At 63.5% G+C, this 22,269-nt stretch carries 24 protein-coding genes; 13 read left to right on the forward strand and 11 right to left on the reverse strand.

Translation table 11 applies throughout. The features are described from left to right. Window positions 1-16: 16 nt before the first annotated feature. From ACIQC5_RS01780 to ACIQC5_RS01800, 5 genes are all read left to right on the forward strand, one after another. The gene (locus ACIQC5_RS01780) at window positions 17-241 is read left to right on the forward strand and encodes a DUF3188 domain-containing protein (protein ID WP_400277998.1); all 225 of its coding nucleotides are present in this window, start codon (window positions 17-19) and stop codon (window positions 239-241) included. A gap of 78 nt (window positions 242-319) precedes the next feature. Continuing rightward, entirely contained in the window at window positions 320-769 is a 450-nt protein-coding gene (locus tag ACIQC5_RS01785; protein WP_400278000.1) for a MaoC family dehydratase N-terminal domain-containing protein, read from the forward strand. Between the two features lie 2 nt (window positions 770-771). Then, the gene (locus ACIQC5_RS01790) at window positions 772-1,209 is read left to right on the forward strand and encodes a MaoC family dehydratase (protein WP_400278001.1); all 438 of its coding nucleotides are present in this window, start codon (window positions 772-774) and stop codon (window positions 1,207-1,209) included. 41 nt (window positions 1,210-1,250) lie between these two features. Continuing rightward, window positions 1,251-2,537, forward strand: coding sequence for an MFS transporter (locus ACIQC5_RS01795; RefSeq protein ID WP_400278677.1), 1,287 nt, complete (start codon window positions 1,251-1,253; stop codon window positions 2,535-2,537). 9 nt (window positions 2,538-2,546) lie between these two features. Continuing rightward, window positions 2,547-3,614, forward strand: coding sequence for a UDP-N-acetylmuramate dehydrogenase (locus tag ACIQC5_RS01800; RefSeq protein ID WP_400278002.1), 1,068 nt, complete (start codon window positions 2,547-2,549; stop codon window positions 3,612-3,614). Between the two features lie 30 nt (window positions 3,615-3,644). On the opposite strand, the gene ACIQC5_RS01805 is transcribed toward ACIQC5_RS01800, so the two are convergent. Then, window positions 3,645-4,124: a hypothetical protein gene (locus tag ACIQC5_RS01805; protein WP_400278003.1), complete on the reverse strand. Its 480-nt coding sequence runs from the start codon at window positions 4,122-4,124 to the stop codon at window positions 3,645-3,647. An 86-nt stretch (window positions 4,125-4,210) separates the two neighbouring features. Between ACIQC5_RS01805 and ACIQC5_RS01810 the strand changes: the two genes are divergently transcribed. After that, window positions 4,211-5,356: a winged helix DNA-binding domain-containing protein gene (locus ACIQC5_RS01810; protein ID WP_400278004.1), complete on the forward strand. Its 1,146-nt coding sequence runs from the start codon at window positions 4,211-4,213 to the stop codon at window positions 5,354-5,356. A 175-nt stretch (window positions 5,357-5,531) separates the two neighbouring features. Here ACIQC5_RS01810 and asd read toward each other — a convergent pair whose 3' ends face one another. The 10 genes from asd to ACIQC5_RS01860 form a co-directional block, all read right to left on the reverse strand. Further along, window positions 5,532-6,674 carry an aspartate-semialdehyde dehydrogenase gene (gene asd / locus ACIQC5_RS01815; RefSeq protein ID WP_400278005.1) on the reverse strand — a complete coding sequence of 381 codons (1,143 nt, stop codon included), beginning with the start codon at window positions 6,672-6,674 and terminating at the stop codon, window positions 5,532-5,534. Between the two features lie 102 nt (window positions 6,675-6,776). Next, window positions 6,777-6,998: an NF038396 family protein gene (locus tag ACIQC5_RS01820; protein WP_400278007.1), complete on the reverse strand. Its 222-nt coding sequence runs from the start codon at window positions 6,996-6,998 to the stop codon at window positions 6,777-6,779. Between the two features lie 12 nt (window positions 6,999-7,010). Further along, complete coding sequence (locus ACIQC5_RS01825) at window positions 7,011-7,538, reverse strand: dihydrofolate reductase (protein WP_400278678.1); 528 nt, start codon at window positions 7,536-7,538, stop codon at window positions 7,011-7,013. An 86-nt stretch (window positions 7,539-7,624) separates the two neighbouring features. After that, a complete protein-coding gene (locus ACIQC5_RS01830) occupies window positions 7,625-8,428 on the reverse strand; it encodes a thymidylate synthase (RefSeq protein ID WP_400278008.1) in 804 nt (267 codons plus the stop codon). Next, window positions 8,425-8,841 carry a GntR family transcriptional regulator gene (locus ACIQC5_RS01835; RefSeq protein WP_400278010.1) on the reverse strand — a complete coding sequence of 139 codons (417 nt, stop codon included), beginning with the start codon at window positions 8,839-8,841 and terminating at the stop codon, window positions 8,425-8,427. Before ACIQC5_RS01835 ends, ACIQC5_RS01830 begins: the two co-directional genes overlap by 4 nt. Continuing rightward, complete coding sequence (locus tag ACIQC5_RS01840) at window positions 8,838-10,481, reverse strand: hypothetical protein (protein WP_400278011.1); 1,644 nt, start codon at window positions 10,479-10,481, stop codon at window positions 8,838-8,840. Before ACIQC5_RS01840 ends, ACIQC5_RS01835 begins: the two co-directional genes overlap by 4 nt. Window positions 10,482-10,558: 77 nt before the next feature. Continuing rightward, complete coding sequence (locus ACIQC5_RS01845) at window positions 10,559-11,527, reverse strand: NUDIX domain-containing protein (protein ID WP_400278012.1); 969 nt, start codon at window positions 11,525-11,527, stop codon at window positions 10,559-10,561. An 8-nt stretch (window positions 11,528-11,535) separates the two neighbouring features. Continuing rightward, entirely contained in the window at window positions 11,536-13,785 is a 2,250-nt protein-coding gene (locus tag ACIQC5_RS01850) for an RNA degradosome polyphosphate kinase (RefSeq protein ID WP_400278014.1), read from the reverse strand. 101 nt (window positions 13,786-13,886) lie between these two features. Then, window positions 13,887-14,858: a mycothiol synthase gene (gene mshD, locus ACIQC5_RS01855; RefSeq protein WP_400278016.1), complete on the reverse strand. Its 972-nt coding sequence runs from the start codon at window positions 14,856-14,858 to the stop codon at window positions 13,887-13,889. Window positions 14,859-15,129: 271 nt separating this feature from the next. Beyond that, a complete protein-coding gene (locus ACIQC5_RS01860) occupies window positions 15,130-15,828 on the reverse strand; it encodes a response regulator transcription factor (RefSeq protein ID WP_216925061.1) in 699 nt (232 codons plus the stop codon). A gap of 263 nt (window positions 15,829-16,091) precedes the next feature. On the opposite strand from ACIQC5_RS01860, the gene ACIQC5_RS01865 reads away from it, so the two are divergent. From ACIQC5_RS01865 to ACIQC5_RS01895, 7 genes are all read left to right on the forward strand, one after another. Further along, the gene (locus ACIQC5_RS01865; RefSeq protein ID WP_400278018.1) at window positions 16,092-16,826 is read left to right on the forward strand and encodes a permease; all 735 of its coding nucleotides are present in this window, start codon (window positions 16,092-16,094) and stop codon (window positions 16,824-16,826) included. Window positions 16,827-16,994: 168 nt separating this feature from the next. Beyond that, window positions 16,995-17,594: an FABP family protein gene (locus ACIQC5_RS01870; RefSeq protein WP_400278020.1), complete on the forward strand. Its 600-nt coding sequence runs from the start codon at window positions 16,995-16,997 to the stop codon at window positions 17,592-17,594. 59 nt (window positions 17,595-17,653) lie between these two features. Continuing rightward, on the forward strand, window positions 17,654-18,376 hold the full coding sequence (locus tag ACIQC5_RS01875) for a flavodoxin family protein (protein WP_400278022.1): 723 nt from the start codon (window positions 17,654-17,656) through the stop codon (window positions 18,374-18,376). Window positions 18,377-18,415: 39 nt separating this feature from the next. After that, window positions 18,416-19,501, forward strand: a complete 1,086-nt coding sequence (locus ACIQC5_RS01880; RefSeq protein WP_400278023.1) for a YgfZ/GcvT domain-containing protein — start codon at window positions 18,416-18,418, stop codon at window positions 19,499-19,501. Then, window positions 19,498-19,926, forward strand: coding sequence for an ankyrin repeat domain-containing protein (locus ACIQC5_RS01885; protein WP_400278024.1), 429 nt, complete (start codon window positions 19,498-19,500; stop codon window positions 19,924-19,926). Before ACIQC5_RS01880 ends, ACIQC5_RS01885 begins: the two co-directional genes overlap by 4 nt. Window positions 19,927-20,065: 139 nt before the next feature. Next, the gene (locus tag ACIQC5_RS01890; RefSeq protein ID WP_400278025.1) at window positions 20,066-20,692 is read left to right on the forward strand and encodes a PadR family transcriptional regulator; all 627 of its coding nucleotides are present in this window, start codon (window positions 20,066-20,068) and stop codon (window positions 20,690-20,692) included. After that, window positions 20,676-22,259 carry a DHA2 family efflux MFS transporter permease subunit gene (locus ACIQC5_RS01895; RefSeq protein WP_400278027.1) on the forward strand — a complete coding sequence of 528 codons (1,584 nt, stop codon included), beginning with the start codon at window positions 20,676-20,678 and terminating at the stop codon, window positions 22,257-22,259. Before ACIQC5_RS01890 ends, ACIQC5_RS01895 begins: the two co-directional genes overlap by 17 nt. Window positions 22,260-22,269 lie beyond the last annotated feature (10 nt).

Consider the following 22,269-nt stretch of genomic DNA (forward strand, 5'->3'; position numbering starts at 1 on the left):
CCGGTAGACTTGGACGGTGCTGAACGAATTCTGGGCCACCGCATCCACTGCCTACAAAGCGCTGGTTTTCAGCGCCATGGGCCTGATCGCCATCGGACTGATCCTCTCCATTGTGGGGAACACCTCCGGCAACCAAGGCCTTGCTATGGCATCGCTGCCCGTGATCGGTGCGGGGCTGCTGCTCCATGTGGGCGGCCTGGTGGTGCGCGGCCAACAGATCCGAAAGAACTACAAGAAATAACGGCACACACCAGCCCGCATCGTGGGCCGATGGGGCTGGACCAGCCGCGAGGGTTGGACCACCGGATAGGGTTGGACCATGAGTATCAATCCGGACCTGCAGGGCCGAAGCTACCCTGCCGCAGAGGTCTACGACGTCGGCCGTGAAAAGATCCGCGAGTTCGCCAAAGCCGTGAAGGCTGGCAACCCCGCCCACTTCGATGTGGAGGCTGCAAAAGCCTTGGGCCACAGCGACCTCGTAGCGCCCCCCACCTTCGCCATCATCGTTGCCCAGCGCGCCGACGCGCAGCTGGTGGAGGACCCCGAGTCCGGCATCGACTTCTCCCGCGTGGTCCACGCCGACCAGCGCTTCACGCACCACCGGCCGATCGTTGCGGGCGACCAGCTCGTGGCAGAACTGCACGTGGACGGCGTCCGCGCCATGGGTGGGGGAGCCATGATCACCACCCGCTCGGAGATCACCACCGTGTCCGGCGAGAAGGTCGCCACCACCACCTCGTCCATCCTGGTCCGCGGAGAGGGACAGTAGCCATGAGCCCCATATTTGACGAACTGACGGTGGGCCAGGAGATCGGCACCCGCAGCATCGAGGTCACCCGCCAGGATCTGGTCAAGTACGCCGGAGCCTCCGGGGACTTCAACCCGATCCATTGGAACGAAGCTTTTGCCACGTCCGTGGAACTGCCGGGTGTGATCGCGCACGGCATGTTCACCATGGGAGCGGCAGTCCAGCTGGTGAGTGACTGGGCGGGCGACCCAGCCGCCGTCGTCGACTACCAGACCCGATTCACCAAGCCTGTGCTTGTCACCGATACCACCGGTACTGCCGAAGCTGGGGCTGTCATTGACGTCACCGGTGTGGTGGGAGCGCTCGACGCCGAGGCAGGCACCGCGCGCATTGACCTCACCGTCATGGCAGCCGGGCAGAAGGTCCTCATGAAGTCCCAAGCAGTTGTGAAGGTCTCTTGAACCAACTGAACACTTCCCAGCGGCGCGCCAGTTCGACAGACATGTCGCGGTGGCGCGCCGCTGTCGTTGCCTCCTATGCGGCCAGCGGCATCGCCTTCGCCACCTGGGTGTCCCGCCTGCCTGCCATCCGCGACGGGCTGGACCTTACGCCGGGTGGTATCGGACTCCTGCTGATGTGCATGACCGTAGCGTCGTTCATTTCGATTTCGGCGTCGGGCCTCATCGTCCTGCGGCTAGGTTCCAAGCTCACCACCCGGATCGGCAGCATTATGGTGGGGCTGGGCCTGGCTACCGTGGGCTTTGGAGCCTCGATTGCCGCCAACCCGCTGGTGGTGGCTACCGGGCTGGTGATCGTGGGACTCGGCACCGCCAGCTGGAATACGGCGTCGAACGTTGAAGGCGCGGCACTCGAACGTGCGCTGGAACGGCACATCATGCCCCGACTTCACGGCGCCTTCAGCTTGGGCACCGTAGCTGCAGCGGGTTTCGGTGCCTGGGCCGCAGCAGTGCACCTGCCGGTGTTCTGGCACTTCCTGCTGGCCGGCCTCGTGGTCTCGGGCTCCGTGGTGACTGCCGGTTTCTGGTTCCGCGCCGACCAGTTTGCCCTCGCCGGACGCACCTATCACCCGGACCAGCCGGACACTTTTGAAGACCCCTCCACCGGGCCGCTGCCCATCATCACTCCGGAGCAGCAGCCTGAGCCGGGCAAAAACGCAGCGCCGCTCGACAACAAACGGCTGGTGGCCCTCGCATGGCGTGACCGGCGGACCCTGCTGATCGGTCTCCTGGTCCTGGGGCTGGCACTGGCCGAAGGTGCCGCGGGGGACTGGGTGGCGTTGGCGTTGTCCGACGGCTATGGCCAGTCCGATGCCGCCGGCGCAGTCGGTTACGGCCTTTTCGTGACGTTCATGACCATCGGCCGGTTTGCCGGGACTGTGGTCCTGGACCGCTTCGGGCGGGTGGCGGTGATGCGCTGGTGCTCGGCCACCGCCGTCGTTGGTCTTGCGCTCTTTGTCTTTTCGCCGGTTCCCTGGCTCGCGTTCGTCGCGTTGGCAGTGTGGGGCTTGGGCGCATCGCTGGGGTTCCCAGTTGGCATGTCCGCCGCCGCTGATGATCCTGTCCATGCTGCGGCCCGTGTTTCGGTGGTCTCCACGATTGGCTACGGGGCCTTCCTCTGCGGGCCACCGCTGCTGGGCTTGCTGGCGGAACACTTCGGCATCCTGCACTCACTGCTGGCTCCGCTTGCGCTGCTGGTCATCAGCTTCTTCCTGGCCCCGGTGTCACGCAAGCGGTCCACCGCGTCCGCGGAGACAACCAATCCCCGTTAGGCTTGATTGGTGACCCAGACGCTGCTTTCCGAACTGACCACAGCTGCCGTCGGCGGCCCCGCAGGGAACTTTGTGGAGGCCCGCACCGAGGCTGAGATCATCGACGCCGTGCGATCGGCTGACGCTGCGGGGGAGAAACTCCTGATCATCGGAGGCGGCTCCAACCTGCTGATCTCAGACGAAGGCTACCCTGGCACAGTCCTGAGGATCGCGTCCCAAGGCTTCACTGTGGACTCTGAAGACAGCTGTGGTGGCGTGTCCGTTGTGGTCCAAGCCGGCCACAACTGGGATGCCTTGGTGGAGCACTCTGTGCTGCACGCCTGGTCCGGCCTTGAAGCGCTGTCCGGGATCCCCGGCGCCACGGGTGCCACACCCGTGCAGAATGTAGGGGCGTACGGCGCGGACGTTTCGCAGACCATCGCCGCTGTCCGGACCTGGGACCGTCAGCGCAACGCAGTCCAGACCTTCACGAATTCCGAGCTCAAGTTCGGCTATCGCGATTCCATTCTGAAGCAAACCACAGTGGAGGGTTCGCCCCGGTACGTGGTCCTGACGGTGGAGTTCCAATTGCCGCTGGGCCGCATGAGCGCCCCCATCCGGTACGCCGAGCTTGCGCGCGTGCTGGGTGTGGAGCCGGGCAAGCGCGCCTACGCCAATGATGTCCGGCGTGAAGTGCTGCGCCTCCGTGCCTCCAAGGGCATGGTCCTGGACGCCGCAGATCGGGACACGTATTCCACGGGTTCCTTCTTCACCAACCCCATCGTGCCCGTGGACAGGGCTGCGGAGCTCCCGGACAACGCTCCACGCTACCCGGCGGGTGCTGATGGCCTCGTCAAGCTTTCGGCGGCCTGGCTGATCGACCAGGCCGGGTTCGGCAAGGGCTTCGGGTTGGAAGAGTCCAGCGTCTCCGGTGGCAGGGCTTCGTTGTCCACCAAGCACACGCTGGCCATCACCAACCGGGGCACGGCTTCTGCTGCGGACATGGTGGCGGTAGCGCGCGAGGTGAGGTCCGGCGTCGTCGAACGCTTTGGTATTGAACTGCACCCGGAACCATTGCTGATCGGGGTAGCGCTCTAGCAACTGGCGGCAGGAGCTTGGTCCCAGGACCTAGCGGGTCCTGCGCTCTCCAGCGGGCAGCACTCTATTGAGCAGCAGGAACGTGAGTCCACAACTGACAGCGCCCAGCAGGAATATCTGGCTGAACGCCACGCTCTGTGGTGATGGTCCGCTGGGCATGAAGAGTCCGGCGGCTGCGAAACCTACCAAGCCCATCATCATCACGATTGCCCCCAGCAGGAAACTGCGCACATGGGCTGCCGCTGCTGGATAGAACCATGGTTCGGGGGAATCGTCGTCCTGCTCGGCCACTGGTTGGCTCACCGTGGCGGTCCCGATGAGCAACGCAGCTATCGCTGTTGCCACCAAACCTGCAGTCTGGATGGTCTGCATGGAGGGGGAGAGGCTTACCCCGGTTCCGACGGCCACCATCAGCCCTGCGCCCAGCCCGGCCGCAGTGAAGCACCAGCCGGCGGTTGCCAACCACCGGCTCAAGGGCCGCATGAGCGGAGCAAGATCACCGAAGAGCATGCCCCCAGCATAGAAAGTCCGGCTGGAAGACGGCTGTGAGGCGTTGCAAGGTTCCCTGAGCTGTCCGGGCACTCTTAGGATGAAGCATGCCTGCAACCCGAGTCCGCCTCACAAGCGCTGTCACTCCAAAGGTCATGGGACGGCTCCGGCTGGCCAGCCAGGGACTCCTGGGTCAAGGCTTTGCCTCCGTGCCCGATGCCGTCCGGTGGATGACGGCCATGCAGGCGCAGGACCTTGGCTCGGCCCTCTGGGCCGTGGGGCAGCGCGTTCCCGGGAGCGCTGCGTCGGATGTGCGGGGAGCCCTCGATGCCGGGACCGTAGTCCGCTCGTGGCCCATGCGCGGAACCTTGCACCTCCTGGCCCCGGAAGACCTCCGCTGGATCCTGGACATCACCAGCGGGCGGCTCATGAACATGGTTGCGGGACGGCACCGCGAGCTTGATATCACGCCGGAGGACATCAGCCAGTGCCGGGACATCGCCCTCAAAACAGTGGAGGCACTCAACGCCGTCGACGCCAGGCCGGGAGCTACGCGGGAGCAACTGTTTCAGGCCTTCGAGGAAGCCGGGCAAGTCACCAAGGCCCAGCGGGGCATCCATCTCATCGGAAGCCTGTGCCAGCGGGCTTGGCTGGTCCAGGGGCCCATGGCAGATTCAGGCGGCAAACCCGGTGCACAACAGCTGTTTGTTCCGTTCGACGCCTGGATCGAGAACTCCCGGGACCTGGGCCGCGAGGAAGGCATTGCCGAGCTCCTGTTCCGTTATGTCCGGAGCCACGGCCCGGCCACGGTGAAGGACTTCGCCTGGTGGAGCCAAGTGCCCTTGACGGAGGCGCGCAAGGCTCTGGCCTCAGTACAGGACCGGTTGGTGGAATTGGACTTCGGGGGTACCAGCTATTGGCTCTCGCCCGAGACAGCAGCAATGCTCGACGACGGCGTGCCCGGCTCCCGCTCAATGCTGGCACTCCCGGGCTTCGATGAATACCTGCTCGGCTACCAGGACCGGAGCCTCGTCTTGGCACCGGAGCACGCCGAATTGGTGGTGCCCGGCAAGAACGGGGTGTTCAAGCGCATCATGGTGGCAGGCGGGGAAGTCGTGGGCACCTGGGCCAGGACGGGCAATGGCAAAGCTTTGGGTGTGGTTCCGGAACCCTTTACCGGGGAGCTCGGACCCGCGACTCAGCGTTCCTTCCAGGCACAGGGACGGGCGTATCTGAAGTTCATGGCGGGTTGAGGGCTGCGGTGGAGCTCGGTGTGCCGCAAGCTCGTTCCCTCCCCGCTTCTGCGTCGTTGGCCGGCAACTAAACAGCGGTTTGGCAACTGATGAGTCGGCACGCAGGCGGAACGCAGAAAACCCGCTGCCCGCTGCTGGGGAGCAACGGAACAGCGGGTTAGCGACGAACTGGTTCTTAGAGCTTGCCCGTCACGATATTCAGCATGCGGCGCAGCGGCTCGGCTGCACCCCACAGGAGCTGGTCGCCCACGGTGAAGGCGCTGATGTATTCCGGGCCCATTTCGAGCTTGCGGATACGGCCAACGGGAATGTCCAGCGTGCCGGAGGCTGCCACGGGGGTCAGGTCCGCCATGGACGCTTCCTTGGTGTTGGGAATGACCTTGGCCCACTCGTTGTCCTTGGCCAGCAGGTTCTCGATCTCCGTGACAGACAGGTCTTCGCGGAGCTTGAGCGTGAGGGCCTGGGAGTGCGAACGCATGGCGCCGATGCGGACACACAGGCCATCCATGGCGATGTGGTCCTTGCCTTCGGTGCCCTTGCCGGTACCGAGGATCTTGTTGGTCTCAACCCCGGCCTTCCACTCTTCTTTGGACTGGCCGTTGCCGAGGTCGGCATCGATCCAGGGAATCAGCGAACCGGCCAGCGGTACGCCGAACTGAGTGGCGTCAACGCCGGTACGCTGTGCTGCGAGGACCTTGTGGTCGATTTCGAGGATGGCAGACGCAGGATCTTCCAGTTCGCTGCTGACCTCGTTGTTGAGGGTGCCGAACTGGTTGAGGAGCTCGCGCATGTGGCGGGCGCCGCCGCCGGAGGCAGCCTGGTACGTCATGGACGTGCCCCACTCCACCAAGTTGTTCTTGAAGAGCCCGCCAAGGCCCATGAGCATGCAGGAAACCGTACAGTTGCCGCCGATGAAGTCCTTGACCCCGCCGGACAGGCCGGCGTCGATGACGTCGCGGTTGATCGGATCCAGCACGATGATCGAGTCATCGTTCATGCGCAGCGTTGAGGCAGCGTCGATCCACAGGCCGTCCCAGCCACGGCTGCGGAGTTCGCCGTGGACCTGCTTGGTGTAATCCCCGCCCTGGGCGGTGACAATAATCGGCAGCTTGGCCAGCGTCTCAATATCGAACGCGTCCTCGAGCTTGCCGGCCCCATCAGCGAAGGACGGGGCGGCACCTCCTGCGTTCGAGGTGGAGAAAAATACCGGGTTGATGTTGGCGAAGTCGTTCTCTTCCTGCATGCGGTGCATCAGGACGGAACCGACCATGCCACGCCAACCGACCAGTCCAACGGACGGATTAGCTGCTGTAGTCATTCACCCAGTCTAAACTTTCGGAGCGAACTGCCGCTGTCGGTTACGTCACGATCACCTTGCACGACGCGGCCATGGTGCAGCGGCCGTCAAGCCGACGCGGGCCTAGCGGCCGGCGTCGGGCTCCTGCGCCAGCGCGGCCTTGCGCTTGCGCAGGGCGAAGAAGGCACCAAAGGTGAATATCTGTGTGACGACCACCAGAACAATGATGCCCACGATCTTGTTGCCACCCAGGATCATGGTGAGCCCTACAACGGCCGAGAGCAGCGCGAAGAGCGGCAACAGCATGTAGCCGAGCACAAAGAGGGTTTCGGGTTTCTTAAGCATGGTGGAACTTTCCTAGCTTTCCGGCCGGCGCCATGTGGTGAACCGGTAGTTTGTGCCGTTCTTGGCGGTGAACCAGCCCTGGGCGGGCGCCACTGCCTCAAAGGTCCAGTCTTTGCCGAGCTCCGGGGCGAAGGTATCGCCTTCGGGATCGGCATCGATGATGGTCACCACGGCGAGGTTGGCAACCTCCATTGACTGACGGAAGATCTCGCCGCCGCCGATAATCCAGACTTTCTGGCCGCCGGGCGCGAACTGCGACTCGAGCAGGGCTTCGTCAAGCGAGGAAACCACGACGGCGCCCGCGGCCTCGGGCGTTGACGCCCACTCCGCGTTGCGGGTCACCACAATGTTGGTGCGGCCGGGCAACGGACGGTACTTGTCCGGAAAGGATTCCCACGTCTTGCGGCCCATGATGACGGGGTGGCCCGTGGTGAGCTTGCTGAAGTGTTTCAGGTCCTCGGGAAGGTGCCATGGCATGCTGCCATCCTTGCCGATCACACCCGAGGGGGTTTGGGCCCAGATCATGCCGATGCCGGTCATGGCAGCAGCGGTTTCCTGGGTGAAGATCACGCCGGGAAGCTGTGCCGGTGATTCCTCCGCGGAGTTGGCGGCATTGCTCGGATCGCTCATACGGCGATCGGGGCCTTGATGGTGGGGTGGTGGCGGTAGTCCACAACCTCGAAGTCATCCAGCGTGTAGTCGAAGATCGAGTCCGGCTTTCGCAGGATTTTCAGCTGCGGGTACTCGTAGGGCTCGCGGCTGAGCTGTTCGGCGACCTGCTCCACGTGGTTGTCATAGACGTGGACGTCGCCGCCCGTCCAGACGAACTCGCCAGGTTCGAGGCCAAGCTGCTGCGCGACCATGCGCGTCAGCAAGGCGTAAGAAGCGATGTTGAAGGGCACGCCCAGGAAAGTGTCGGCCGAGCGCTGGTACAGCTGGCAGGAGAGTTTGCCGTCGGCCACGTAGAACTGGAAAAACGCGTGGCAAGGCGGCAGGGCCATATCTTTGAGCTCCGACACATTCCACGCCGACACAATGTGGCGCCGGGAATCCGGATTGGCAGCCAGGTTGGTCATGAGTTCGGAGATCTGGTCGATGTGTCCGCCGTCGGGCGTGGGCCAGCTGCGCCACTGGACACCATAGACAGGGCCGAGTTCGCCATCGGCATCTGCCCATTCATCCCAAATGGAGACGCCCTGATCCTGCATCCACTTCACGTTCGAATCGCCGCGGAGGAACCACAGGAGCTCAACCGCTACAGACTTGAAGTGAACCCGCTTGGTGGTGATGAGAGGGAAGCTCTCTGCAAGATCGAAGCGCAACTGGCGGCCGAATACGCTTCGCGTTCCAGTGCCGGTGCGGTCCGATTTGTGCGTGCCGTTGGCCATGACGTCGCGCAGAAGGTCTTCATATGGGGTGGGGATGCTCACCCTTCCAGCTTACTTCGTTCAGCCAATCGACCCCGTAGCAGATCCATGAGTGTCTCATCACCCAATCCAGCCGCCCGCGCTGTCAGGATCAGGCCGTCGACGGCGGCAATCACCTCGATGGGGCCCGGTTGCTGTGCGCTTGCATCACCAGCGCCGTTCGGCGTCTGTGGTGGCCCGACGACGATGGTCCCGTTCCGGCGTCGTGATTCGATGACCCCCGACTGCTCCAATTCCTTGTACGCGCGCGCTACCGTTCCAGCCGCGATCCCGAGATCCGCGGCCAGGCTGCGCACCGTTGGCAGACGGCTTCCGGGTTCAAGAACCCCGACGACGATCAGCGAGCTGAGCTGCCTGCGGATCTGTTCATACGGCGGTACCGGGTCGGAGAGATCGATCGCTATCCTTGCCGTCACGGGACCTGTTGCCCTTGCCTGGCCTGGTGGCCGCGGGGAATCCAGCGGAAAAGATTGCGGACGGGGGTGACTGCGATAAGGACTGCGGCTGCCGTCAAGGCAGCGCCGATCAAGGTGGCGGGGCTGGGGGCAATCCGGTCGAAGGCCGGAAAGAGTGCGCCCCAGGCTTCGGTGTTGGTCAGCAGCAGGACAGCCGCCTGCCCCAGGCAGTAGGCAGCGAGTGTGCGGACGATTCGATACATACTGATGGCTCGAAGGGCGGCGTCCAGTCCTGCGTCACCTTCGGCTTCCGGTACGCCGCGTCGAAAACGCACTGTGAGGATGGCACTGGAGCCCACAATTGCAACGGCGGCCGTCATGGCCAGGCTGGCGGGCCAAGCGGGAGGACCCGGAAGCAGTTCTTGGCCCGCCGCGGTGAAGGCTACGGAAAGTGCGCAGATCAGGGCGCTGACAATCGCGACGGTCAGGAGTCCCCTGGATACGGGTTGGCGGGGCCACCGGACTGGAGCGTCGGCGGCGCCGTAGTTGCGGGCGATCAGCAACTCTCCGCAGGAAATCGCCAGAAGGATCAGCGATGCCATGACGGCCAGGATGCCAGGGGGCCTGACGGAGCTCGGAATATCGCCGGGCATGAGGGCCAATCCCGGTCCGGCCAGGAGCGTAAGGCCGCCGATGATTCCCAGTGCGGGACCAATTGATGCGGCTAACTTGGCTGCAGGGTGTGCACCCGGATCAGTCCGTAAGGTGTTGGCGCTGGTGGTCTGCCTTGCCGCGACCAGGGAAGGGAGCCCTGGGACGCGCCACCACCACATGGCGATCAACACGGCCATGTTGACGATACCGAGATAGTTGACCCAGGAGGACTGCCACATGGCTCCCGGGGCCGGCTGTGCGGCGAAGTTCCCCGCAACCGATGCCAAACCGGCCGCGATGGTGGCAACGGTCCGCAGCAAACGGTTTGTGGCGATGATCCGGAGGGCGCGGTTATCGTCGCCGTCGAGCGTTTCGAGGTGCCTGCGGCGGGCGATCAAGAGGAGCGCCAGCCATGTTCCCAGTGCCAGGACCAGCAAAGCGCCACCAAGCCACGCGGCCAGTTCCGGTCCGGGAATCCTGCCGTCCTGTCCTTGGCCACCGTAACCGGTGTAATTGGGCGAAACGGGTGCCGACGGTGGCGAGGGGAGTACCGGCGTGTGCGCAGGCAGCGTCGCCGTCCACGCAATGACCAGCGCCGCGTAGGTGAAAATCGCCACCGTAGTCCACGTCAGTGCACGCGGCAGGAAATCCCGGACCCTGCGTACGGCCAGTTCGGCGTACCTTCGCGGCGCTTTGGGTGCTGGGTAACTCAGCTGGCCCAGGGCATGGACAGCCAGTGTCGCAAGGATCGGCCAGGCAAGGGCGCCGGCAATCTGATCGGGAGCGGCAGGGGCGCTGGACCCCATGGGGCTCCCACGAAGGATCCCGGCAGTCATCGCACCTTGCAAGGAACTGGCTACCCAGCCGATGATTCCCACCCAGAGTCCGTGCGACGCGACGGACTGGGCATCGGGCGTGGACCACACCTGGAGCCTCAGGAACAGGTACACCACAATCACGCCCACAAATGGGCCCAGGACAAGCAGCGGTGGCAGGTTGAGCAACACGACGAAGACCCCCAAGTCTTTGAATCAATGTACTAAGTATTTGATACAAAGACCCGGGGGTCAATCGTCGCCAGACGCTAGTCGTCGAAAGGTTTGACTTGCTCTACGGACACAATCTTCCGCTCCGAACCCCGGGCCACCTGGCAGACAATGACTTCGCCAGGTGACAAGAACGGATCGGCAGTCGGAAGCAGGCTGCGAAGGGTCGCCGACATGTGCTGCGACAACTGTTTGAGAACCGTGGGCAACGCAGGGCGGTGCGTGCACACAGCAACGGGCATTTGCTTGTCAAACACCGTTTCCACCGCCGCCGCGGTCTTCTTCGGCGAGCGGTGGTGGTGGTGCTCCGTCAGGGCATCAACGAGCTTCACCTTCACTCCGCTGGCCTTGGCGTAGGGCGCAATCGTGGCGACACAGCGGGTCCAAGGGCTCGTTACAACGCGCTGGGGCTTCCACACTTCCAGGAGCCGCTGGACGGCGACGGCTTGCCGCTGTCCGGTGGCGGCCAGTGGCCGGTCACCTTCGGCTTTGCTCCACGAGGACCGGGGCTTGGCCTTGGCATGGCGCACCAGGACCAGGGGCCACGTGTCCAGCTCGCCGCGGATGTGAGCCTTCTCGAGGTATTCGAGGGGCTCAACATCCGTGGGGTTGCTCAGGAACTTGGCAGCCCGGTCCGGACTGCACCACATGACACTGTCGACTTCCTTGCCATCTGGACGGAGCTGCTCACCGTTAACCTTCACGGCCCAGTAGTGGACAACCTTCAATCCGGCACTGACGTGGTAGTGGATGGGAGGCAGCGGGATGCCCAGCGCGGCCTGCAGGCCAATCTCCTCGCGCACCTCACGGACACCACATTCCGGAACCGTTTCGCCGGCGTCGAGCTTCCCCTTGGGCCACGACCAATCGTCGTAACGGGGACGGTGGATCAGGAGAACCTGCAGGGCGCCCTTATGGACACGCCACGGAAGCGCTCCGGCGGCAACGACGGCCACAGGCTCACCGGGGTGGTCGGTCTGATCCGCCACGGGTGTATCGCTCTTCAACTACGTTCCTACCGCCGGGCCGCTGCACGCTGGCGTGAACGGGAAGCCAGCAACCAGGACTGCATGTCCAGCAGGGGCTGGCCATGCTCGTCCAGGTGGTGCCTTGTCCAGTGGCCTTCGTTGTCGAGGTGCCAGCTGGCCGTGCCGTCGTCCACGTAGCGTCGCAGCAGGTCCAATACCGTGGTGGTGTCTTCCTTGCTGGCGAGCTGAACGAGGGCTTCCACCCGGCGGTCCAGGTTGCGGTGCATCATGTCGGCCGAACCGATGTACACCACGGGGTCCCCGCCGTTCGCGAACGCGAACACCCTGGAGTGCTCAAGGAAGCGCCCCAGGATGGACCGGACCGTGATGTTTTCACTGAGGCCTGGAACGCCCGGACGCAGCGAGCAAATACCGCGGACCACCACGTCAACCTTCACACCGGACTGGGAAGCGCGGTAGAGGGCGTCAATGATGGCTTCGTCCACCATGGAGTTGACCTTGATCTGCACGCGCGCAGGAACGCCGGCGCGGGCGTTGCGGATTTCCGCTTCGATCCGCTCGATCAGGCCGGCCCGCACCGAACGCGGTGCCACGAGGAGCCTCTTGAACGTGGACTTCGGGGCATAGCCGGACAGCTGGTTGAACAGCTTGGAAAGGTCCTCACCCACTTGCTCGTTGGAGGTCAGCAAGCCCAGGTCTTCGTAGTACCGGGCCGTGCGGGGGTGGTAGTTACCGGTGCCGATGTGGCAGTAGCGGCGCAGGCCATCCACTTCCTGCCGGACCACCAAGGACAACTTGCAGTGGGTCTTCAGGCCAACGATGCCGTACACCACGTGGACGCCTGCCTGCTCCAGCTTGCGGGCCCAGGAGATGTTTGCCTGTTCATCGAAGCGGGCCTTGATCTCCACAAGTGCCAGGACCTGCTTGCCGGCCTCAGCAGCATCGATCAGTGCATCCACGATGGGGGAGTCGCCGGAGGTCCTGTACAGCGTCTGCTTGATGGCTTGGACCTTGGGGTCCGCGGCCGCCTGCTCGAGGAAGGCCTGCACCGACGTCGAGAATGAGTCGTACGGGTGGTGGAGCAGGATGTCCCTGCGCCGCATCGCCGCGAAGACGTTGGCGGCCTTGGACGTCTCCGACTCGTTGAGGTACCGGGACGTGTGGGGCACGTGCTTGGGGTAGTGGAGGTCGGCGCGGTCGATCCCGGCGATTGCGGAAAGCCCACGAAGGTCCAACGGAGCCGGCACGGAATAGACCTCGGATTCTTCCACTCCGAGTTCACGGACCAGCAGTGCCCGGATGTTCGGGTTGATGTCCGTGGTGACCTCAAGACGGACGGGAGGACCGAAGCGCCGGCGCAAGAGTTCCTTCTCCAAGGCCTGCAGGAGGTTCTCGGCGTCGTCTTCCTCGACTTCCAGGTCCTCGTTGCGCGTGACGCGGAACGTGTGGTGCTCCAGGACCTCCATGCCGGGGAACAGCTTGTCCAAGTGGACGGCGATGACTTCTTCCAACGCGATGAAGCGCGCAACGCGGCCGGGGATGGCGCCTGCGCGCGGACCGTCCACGGACACCAAGCGGGGCAGCTGGTCCGGAACCTTGACACGGGCAAAGAGTTCCTTGTCGCTGACCGGGTTGCGGACGATCACCGCGAGGTTCAGGGAAAGGCCGGAAATGTAGGGGAACGGGTGCGCGGGATCCACGGCCAAGGGCGTGAGGATCGGGAACACCTTTTCCTGGAACATGATGCTGATCCGGTGGCGGGCATCCTCGTCCAGCTCGTTCCAGTGCATGATGTGGATGTGCTCGTAGGCGAGAGCCGGGCGAATCTGCTCGGCGAAAACCCGTGCATGGCGTTCCTGCAGCTTGTGCGCAGCGTCGCCGATCTGCTCGAGCACCTCGATGGGGCTCAGCCCTGCGGGTGAGGGTACGGCCAGTCCGGTGGCGATACGCCGCTTGAGGCCGGCAACGCGGACCATGAAGAACTCATCCAGGTTGGAAGCAAAGATCGACAGGAAGCTGACCCTCTCCAGCAGGAACAGGTCCGGATCTTCAGCGAGTTCCAGAACACGGGCGTTGAACGCCAGCCAACTGAGTTCACGGTCCAGGAAGCGGTCCGGCGAGATGTCGCCTTCCGGTTCAAGGCTCGGCGCGAATTCGGGAATGTCAATGCGGTCCTGGGTGGCACGCGAGGCCGGTACTTCCGATGATCCGAAACGCGCGGGCAGTGTGGCGCCCTTCGAGGTGGATCCGGCGTTACCGACAGGGTCCGGCTGCATGGGTTTCTCCTAAGCTCAGGACGGTTTCCTCCCACATTACAAGCAAATGGGGCGCCCGAATCCAAGATGTCCCGGGCTTTCATCCGGGGAACCATGCCAGGTTAATTTTCGGTTAAAGGACCGTACATGACGTCAGTGTCCCAGCGGACGAAACCCAGCTTCTGGTATAGGGCCACGGCAGCCTGGTTGTCGGCATCCACGTAGAGCATGACTGCGTGGAGATCCTGGTCCTGGAGGTGCCTGATTCCGGCTACCGTCAGTGCCTTGCCCAGTCCCAAGCCCTGGGCGGCCGGCGTAACGCCCACTACATAGACCTCGCCAATGGCGGGGTGTGGTCCCTGCCGTGGATGGACCTTGGTCCAGTGGAAACCCAGGATTTGCCCGGCATCATTGACCGCCAGCAGGAATCCCGCGGGATCGAACCACTCGTCAGCTTTGCGCGCCTCGAGGTCCGCAAGCGTCATCGACCCCTGCTCGGGGTGGTGCGAGAAGGCCGCCCGGTTTGCAGCCAGCCAGCCCCGCTCATCCTGGCCCGGCACGAACGTTCGCAGTGAAACTCCGTCCGGAAGCCCGGCGTCGGGCAGTGCCGCGGTGCTGGACATCAGGCGCATCTTCCAGAGCTCGCGCTTGGGGCCGTACCCGAAGCGCGCTGCCAATTCGGCAGCGGCCTCATGGTTTCCATGTGACCAAGCGCTCAACCCGTCGAAACCGCGTTTACCCTGCAGTGCGCCCAGCAGCCGCCCCGCGACGCCTTGGTTGCGGTAGGACGGATGGACGGCCAGCTCCAGGACACCGGTCCGGTCCGGAGCTTCAACCACGACGGCGATTCCCGCCAAGTCCTCTCCGGTGGCGGGGTCAGAGTCCTCGTCAGGGGCGTACAGGGCGAGCGATAGAACGGAATGGTCGCCTGCGTCGGCCCCGCGCAGCATGACGAGCGTCTGCTCAGACAGGGGAGGATTGCCGTCGGACTCCTCTGCTGCAGCGGTGAGTGTCCTGAAATCTTTGAGGAGCTCAGCGTCGAGGGCGCCTTGAACGAGCAGTACGGGCCAGTTTTCCGGGTGCGCGTGACTCATGATGCAAGGCTATACGTCCCAGGCAAGTGCGCAGTCCTGCCTGGCAATACTGGCCGCAATCGGAGGATTTGATGTCCCTGCACTTCGGCGGTAGGCTCGATATCTCGTCCGGCTCGCTGCGGTACTCCGCAAGGTTCAGGCGCAGGGGGGATCCACCAGTGGGGTGGCCTCGATACGTTCGACCCGTATGTCCTCCACCAATAGATACAAGAGAGGCCAGGATCCGCTGCGGATCCTGGCCTCTCTTGTATCTGCGGTTATCCGCGAAGACTCAGGCTTCGGACAATTCGTCGTCCGGAAGCCGTACCAGCGTGAGCCGGTAGCCAACGTTGCGGACCGTGCTGATCAGGTTCTCGTGGTCCACGCCGAGCTTCGCGCGCAAGCGTCGGATGTGGACGTCCACGGTCCGGGTGCCACCGTAATAGTCGTAGCCCCACACTTCGGTCAGCAACTGCTGGCGCGTGAAAACCCTGCCCGGGTGCTGGGCCAGGTATTTGAGGAGTTCGAATTCCTTGAACGTCAGGTTCAGCGGCTGGCCGCTGACGCGCGCCGTGTAGCTCGCTTCGTCAATGACGACGCCGGCAGCGCGGATCTCGGTCTGGGTTTCCTCTTCGCCGGGGACAGCACGGGCCATGGCAAGGCGGATGCGGGCCTCGACTTCGGCCGGACCGGCAGAGTCCAGCACGATGTCGTCCACGGACCAGGCGGAGGACACAGCAGCCATGCCGCCCTCCGTGAGGATCAACATGAGGGGAGCGCTCAAGCCGGTTGCCTTCAAGAGCTGCGTCAGTGAGCGGGCACCCACAAGGTCCTTGCGCGCATCCAGGAAGACGATGTCCGTGGGATCGGTTTCAAGCAGGGCCGTCGGTTCTGCCGGGAGGATGTGCACGCGGTGGTTGAGCAGCTCCAAGGCAGGCAAGATGTCCACCGAAGATCCGGTGCTGTTCGTCAGGAGCAGGATGTGCGACATAGTTCCTCCAATGGGCTGTACGCGCATCATCGGGCGTCGAAACCGGAGTTTCACCGGTCGGTCACGGCTGGCTGGCTGCCTGTACCCGTTGTAACGGGAGTAAGGCCAATGCAGTGCACCGTTGAAGTCTGAGTATACCCACCAGGGCCCCGCAGGTCAGGGATTCGTGACGCCTCGACGCCGGGTTTACGACATATTGGCGCCGTATAGGGCAGGATTGTCGAGAGGTCGTAGGGGCGCATCGAATTGAGGTCGGGCACACAGTGAAGTCTTGGAGCATCGGGGTATTCGGACTCGTGGCGCTCGCAGCCATTGTGGCCAGCACCTTCGTTTCCCGGGAAGCCATGGTGGGTGTGGGCATCGTTGCTTCGGCCGCCGTGGGCATTGGCTGGCCGCACTTCCTGGGCGTCCCGGCCAAGAAGACCCTTGCCTCCGTGATCGCCTTGGCCGGCGCGGGATCGGCCGTCACTGCTGCCTACATGCCCGCCCCCGGCTTCCTTGACGGGACGCCTGCGTTCATTGCCATGGGTGTCATTGCAGTGTTCATCATCCAACTGGTCCGCGGCACGGGGCAGGCACAGCGCCTCGAGTCGACCCTCGGATGCTGCGCTGGTGTGCTGCTGAATTGCCTGGGTGCAGGGTGGATTGCCAGTGCGAGGTTCAATGGCGTCAAGGAGATGGTTGTGGTTGCCGGCCTGAGCGCCGCCGCCGCACTCCTTGTTGGCGTCATCCGCTGGCCAGACCGCATTGTGGCTCCCTTGGGCGTGGTTGTGGCCGGACTTATGGGTCCTTTGGCAGGGTTGGTTTTTTCCGATATCTCGGTGCTTCCGGCGGCCTTGGTGGGCGTGGTGATTGGTTCCGTGTTGGTCTGCTTCCGCCGCATGACTACCCTCAGGCGTGGACGACTCAACCTTCCGGCGGCCCTGGGGATGGGTGTTGCACCTGTCTGGGCCGTTGGTGCTCTGGCGTACTTCATAGACAAACTACTCATCTACTAACGGTTAGGATGGCATCATGTCCGTACTTGCATTTGAAATTTTCTTCCTTGTTCTCCTCGGCCTGGCCAGCGTCGCCATGGCATGGTTTGCAGGTTTTGTCGTTTACCGCCTTTTCAAGGGCCAGAAGTAAGTCCTTTCTGATCCTGCAGTTCAACAGAGGTAGTCGTTGTGCCCATTGAGATCCCAACAGACCTGACGCCTGAACTCGTCCCCCTTTCCTGGCTCATCGGTGAGTGGGAAGGCCGCGGCCGGCTAGGCAGCGGAGACGAGGATTCCGAGCATTTCGTCCAACACGTTTCGTTCACCCATAACGGCCTTCCGTACCTGCAGTACCGGGCCGAAAGCTGGATCAGCGACGACGACGGCGCAAAGTTGCGTCCGTTGACCGTCGAGACCGGCTTCTGGGCACTGGAGCGTGAGCTCCAGGAAGGTGACGGAGGCCCGGGGCTCATTCCTGCTGACATCGTTCCCGTCCTCAAGACGGCGGACGAGGTCGAAGAGCGCCGCAACAAAGAGGGCGGCTTCGATATCTCCGTGTCGATTGCCCACCCCGGCGGCATTACCGAGCTCTACTACGGCCAGATCAAAGGACCGCAGATCCAGCTCAGCACTGACATGGTGATGCGTGGCAGCCACTCCAAGGAATACACTGCGGCAACGCGTATCTTTGGCCTGGTGGATGGCAACCTGTTGTGGCGCTGGGATGTCGCCGCCAGTGGTAAATCACTGGAAGCGCACGCATCGGCGTTCCTGCACAAGGTGTCCTGAACCCTTCGGCCGAGGTCTCACTGAAACGTCCCGCAAGCATCGAGCAAGGGAGCAGGAAAGTGAACGACAACCTCAAGCCCGGAGGCTACGAGGGCCTCAAAGCCGTCTTCTTCAACGGCACGCTGAAGCCCTCGCCCCAGACGAGCAACACCGAGGGGCTCATCCGGATCAGCCGGGGCATCATGGAGAAGCAGGGCGTCAGCACCAAGCTCTTCCGAACCGTGGACCACAAGATTGCCAGCGGCGTCTACCCTGACATGCGCGAACACGGGTGGGAAACGGATGAGTGGCCGGAGATCTATCCTTCGGTCCAGGAAGCCGACATCGTGGTGGTGGCCGGTCCCATTTGGCTCGGTGACAACTCTTCGGAAACGAAAAAGCTCATCGAGCGTCTCTACGCACACTCCGGCCAGCTGAACAACAAAGGTCAGTGGGCGTACTACCCCAAAGTGGGCGGTTGCCTCATCACGGGCAACGAAGACGGCATCAAGCACTGTGCCATGAACGTCCTTTACAGCCTCCAGCACGTTGGGTTCACCATTCCTCCGCAGGCCGACGCGGGCTGGATCGGTCCCGTGGGGCCTGGACCCAGTTACCTCGACGAAGGTTCCGGTGGTCCGCAAAGTGATTTCACCAACAGGAACACCACGTTCATGACATGGAATCTGTTGCACATGGCCAAGCTCATGAGGGATGCCGGTGGCATTCCCGCCTACGGAAACCTGCCGGAGGAGTGGAAAGCCGGCACCCGATTCGATTTCGAAAACCCGGAATACCGCTAAGCCCGGAATACCCTCGAGCCCCAAGGACTTCTACTTCATATGACTTACAAGAGCCCTCTGTTGTCGCGCCCTGGCGCAGTCGAGGACACCGGCCTGGACGCCGGCGTCGCGGCCCATTATGGCGAGCCGCTGCGGGAGCAGCGCGCCCTCGCGGCCGGAACCGCCGTCGTCGATCTCTCACACCGGGGAGTGGTCACGGTCTCCGGACCCGACCGCCTCAGCTGGCTCAATACGCTGTCCTCACAGCAGCTGACCAATCTGCAGCCGCGGGTTGCAAGTGAACTGCTGCTGCTCAGCATCCAAGGACGCATCGAATTCGACGCGAGGGTAGTGGACGACGCCGAGACCACCTGGCTGATTGTTGAGGCCGCGGAGGCCGCGCCGCTGGCTGAGTGGCTGAATAGGATGAAGTTCATGCTGCGCGTCGAGATCACGGATGTCTCGGAGCAGTGGGCTGTGGTCGCTGCTACCAAGCCGGTGGAGCAGTTGTCGCAGTATCTCGTGTGGGAAGACCCTTGGCCGCACGTGGGCGCCGGTGGCTACTCGTACAGCCTGGTTCCGGAAGAGTCCCACCCGGGGCTTGAGCGGCCGTGGTTCGAATACCTCGTCCCTGCCGCCGACCTCGAGTCCGCTGTGGAGGGCTTGCCGTTGGCAGGAGCCTTGGCCGCCGACGCCTTGCGGATTGCCGCGTGGAGGCCACGCCTGGGTGCGGACACTGACGACAAGACGATTCCGCACGAGCTGGACCTTCTAAGAACCTCGGTCCACTTGAACAAGGGCTGCTACAAAGGCCAGGAAACCATTGCCCGGGTGCACAACCTGGGGCACCCGCCGCGGCGGCTCGTGTTCCTGCAGCTGGACGGATCGCAGCACACTCTTCCGGCAGCGGGCAGTGTTGTATTTGCCGGGGAACGCAAGGTGGGTACGCTGACATCGGTGGCGCAGCACTTCGAAATGGGTCCCGTGGCATTGGCTGTCATTAAGCGCTCCGTTTCTGCGGAGGAATCGCTGACTGTGATGGACGGCGAGGAGCCTTATGTCGCAGCTCAGGAAGTGATCGTCGCCCCCGACGCCGGCCAGGTTGTCGGGCGCCAGACCGGATTCCTGAAGGGACCACACCGATGAGCCAACTGAACCAGCCTGCAGGTCCCGAGTCCTCCATCCCGGATTCCGGCGCCGACGACGAAACGTTGGCGCTGGCACATGCACTTTTCGACGCCGCCCGCGAAGGTGACACTGAGTTGCTGCGCGGATACCTTAATGCCGGTGCTCCCGCCACCCTCACCAATGCTGCGGGGGATTCGCTGCTGATGCTGGCTGCCTACCATGGGCACGAGGAAACCGTGCAGTTGGTGCTGCATCACGGTGCGGACGTGAACGCGGCCAACGACCGTGGGCAGACACCCCTTGCAGGCGCAGTTTTCAAGGGCTACACGGGCGTGGCCCGCGTGCTTTTGGACGCAGGAGCAGATCCCGACGCCGGTCAGCCCACCGCCCGGGAGGCCGCGCACATGTTCGCCAGGGCGGAAATTTTGGCTCTTCTGGGCTGATAACCATCGGCTGCCCGGCCGGACGCTGACACGGAGCCCGGTTGCCCCCTTTCCTCAAGAGGCCAACCGGGCTTTCTTGCATCCTCTTATTCCACGTGGAATAGTTGTGATGGAATAATGCAGCGGATAGGGAGTAGGTATGGGCAAAAACGAGTTGACGCCGCTGGGCGTTGCGTCGCTGGCACTGCTTGCGGAAGCGCCCATGCACCCCTACGAGATGTACCAAGTGCTCATGGCAAGGCATGAAGACCGCCTCATAAAAGTTCGCCCGGGCACGCTTTATCACGCGGTGGGGCGCCTGGAAGTGAGCGGGCTTGTGGAGGCACTGGGAACGGCGCGGGAAGGCAACAGGCCCGAGCGCACCACCTACCGCATCACGGATGCCGGCCATGAAGCCTTGGATCGGCGGCTGCGCGACATGTTGTCGACGCCCGTCAACGAGTATCCGACCTTTCCGCACGCTATTGCCGAGGCCCATCATCTCCCGGCGGACGCAGTCACTGGCCTCCTTGAGCAACGACTCGTGGCGCTGGACCTGGACCTCGATTTCCTGGTCCGGGGCGAAGCGGCCGTCACCGCAAAGGGCCTCGAACGCAAGTTTTGGATCGACGTCAAATATCAGCAGGCCATGCTCCGTACGGAGATCGCGTGGATCCGCGAACTCCTTCTCGAGTTGAGCAGCGGGCAACTGCCCTGGGACAACCCCCAGCCAACTCCTTCTGAACTTTCGAACCAGCCAAAGGAATCCCTTGGAAAACGTAACTAAGCCGTGGCCGGCCCTCTGGTCACTCGTGGTGGGGTTCTTCATGATCCTCATCGACACCACCATCGTGTCCGTGGCGAATCCGCGGATTATGGAGGGCCTGAACACTGACATCAATGCCGTCATCTGGGTTACCAGCGCCTACCTCCTGGCCTACGCCGTGCCGCTCCTGATAACCGGCCGGCTCGGTGACCGTTTTGGCCCCAAGAACCTGTACCTGACCGGCCTTGTGGTCTTCACCTTGGCCTCGCTGTGGTGCGGGCTCTCGGGCGACGTCACCATGCTGATCGCGGCCCGAGCCGTGCAGGGGCTGGGCGCCGCCATGATGACGCCCCAAACCATGGCAGTCATCACACGGATCTTCCCGCCAGACCGCCGCGGTGCCGCCATGGGCCTGTGGGGGGCCACCGCGGGCATGGCGATCCTCGTCGGCCCAATCCTGGGTGGTGTGCTCGTTGACGGACTGGGCTGGGAATGGATCTTCTTTGTCAATGTCCCCATTGGCATCGCCGCGTTCTTGCTGGTGATGCGTTTCGTCCCCACGTTGACCACCCACAGCCACACGTTCGACGTCCTGGGCGTCGTGTTATCCGCCGTCGGTATGTTCCTGCTGGTATTCGGAATTCAGGAAGGCCAGACCTACAAGTGGGGGACCGTTGCCGGGCCTGTCACCGTGTGGGGCCTGATCATCGCCGGCATCGTGGTTTTGGCGGCGTTCGTGGCGTGGCAGTGGCTCCTTGAACGCCGGGGCGGCGAACCGCTGCTGCCGCTGGGCCTCTTCAAGGACCGGAACTTCTCCTTGGGCAACTCCACCATCATGGCCGTTGGCTTCACCATCACCGCTTTCCCGCTGCCCACCATCTTCTATTACCAGGTGGTCCGGGGACTGACCCCCACCCAGTCTGCCCTGCTGATGATTCCCATGGCAGTACTCTCGGGTGCCTTGGCACCCTTTGTCGGGAAGTTGATCGACCGCGTTAATCCGCGCTGGTTCGCCGCTTTTGGCTTGGTGTGCCTCTCCGGGGCGCTCTTCTGGACTGCTTCGTTGTTGGGTCCGGACACTCCGATCTGGATGTTCCTGCTGCCCAGCGCCTTGCAGGGCGTCGCCAATGGATTCATCTGGGGCCCGGTCTCCAACGCGACAACGCGCAACCTTCCACCCCGCCAAGCCGGCGCGGGATCCGGCGTCTTCAACACCACTCGGCAGATCGGCGCGGTCTTGGGGTCGGCGGCCATCGCTGCGCTCATCCAGTCGCGGTTGGCTGCTGAGCTGCCGGTTGCGCCCGCGGGTGCGCCCGGCGGTGAGGCCTCGATGACGGGCGTTCTTCCGGAGGCTTTGCATGCCGGATTCTCGACGGCGATGAGCCAGTCCATCCTGCTGCCCGCCTGCGCGATCCTGCTGGGCGCTGTCATCGCACTGTTCTTTGGCAAACCGAAAGTCGTCGAAGGGTGGGGTGCAAAAGCGGTAACTGCAGCTGACGGTGCATCCAAGGCAGCCGACGGTCAGCAGATCGCCCCGCAGGAGACTGCCTCGCAGGAGAACGCGTCCCAGGAGGCGGGCCGGCAGTAGGAACTGCCGG

Source organism: Paenarthrobacter sp. NPDC092416 (genome assembly GCF_044755025.1).
Classification (GTDB): Bacteria; Actinomycetota; Actinomycetes; order Actinomycetales; family Micrococcaceae; genus Arthrobacter.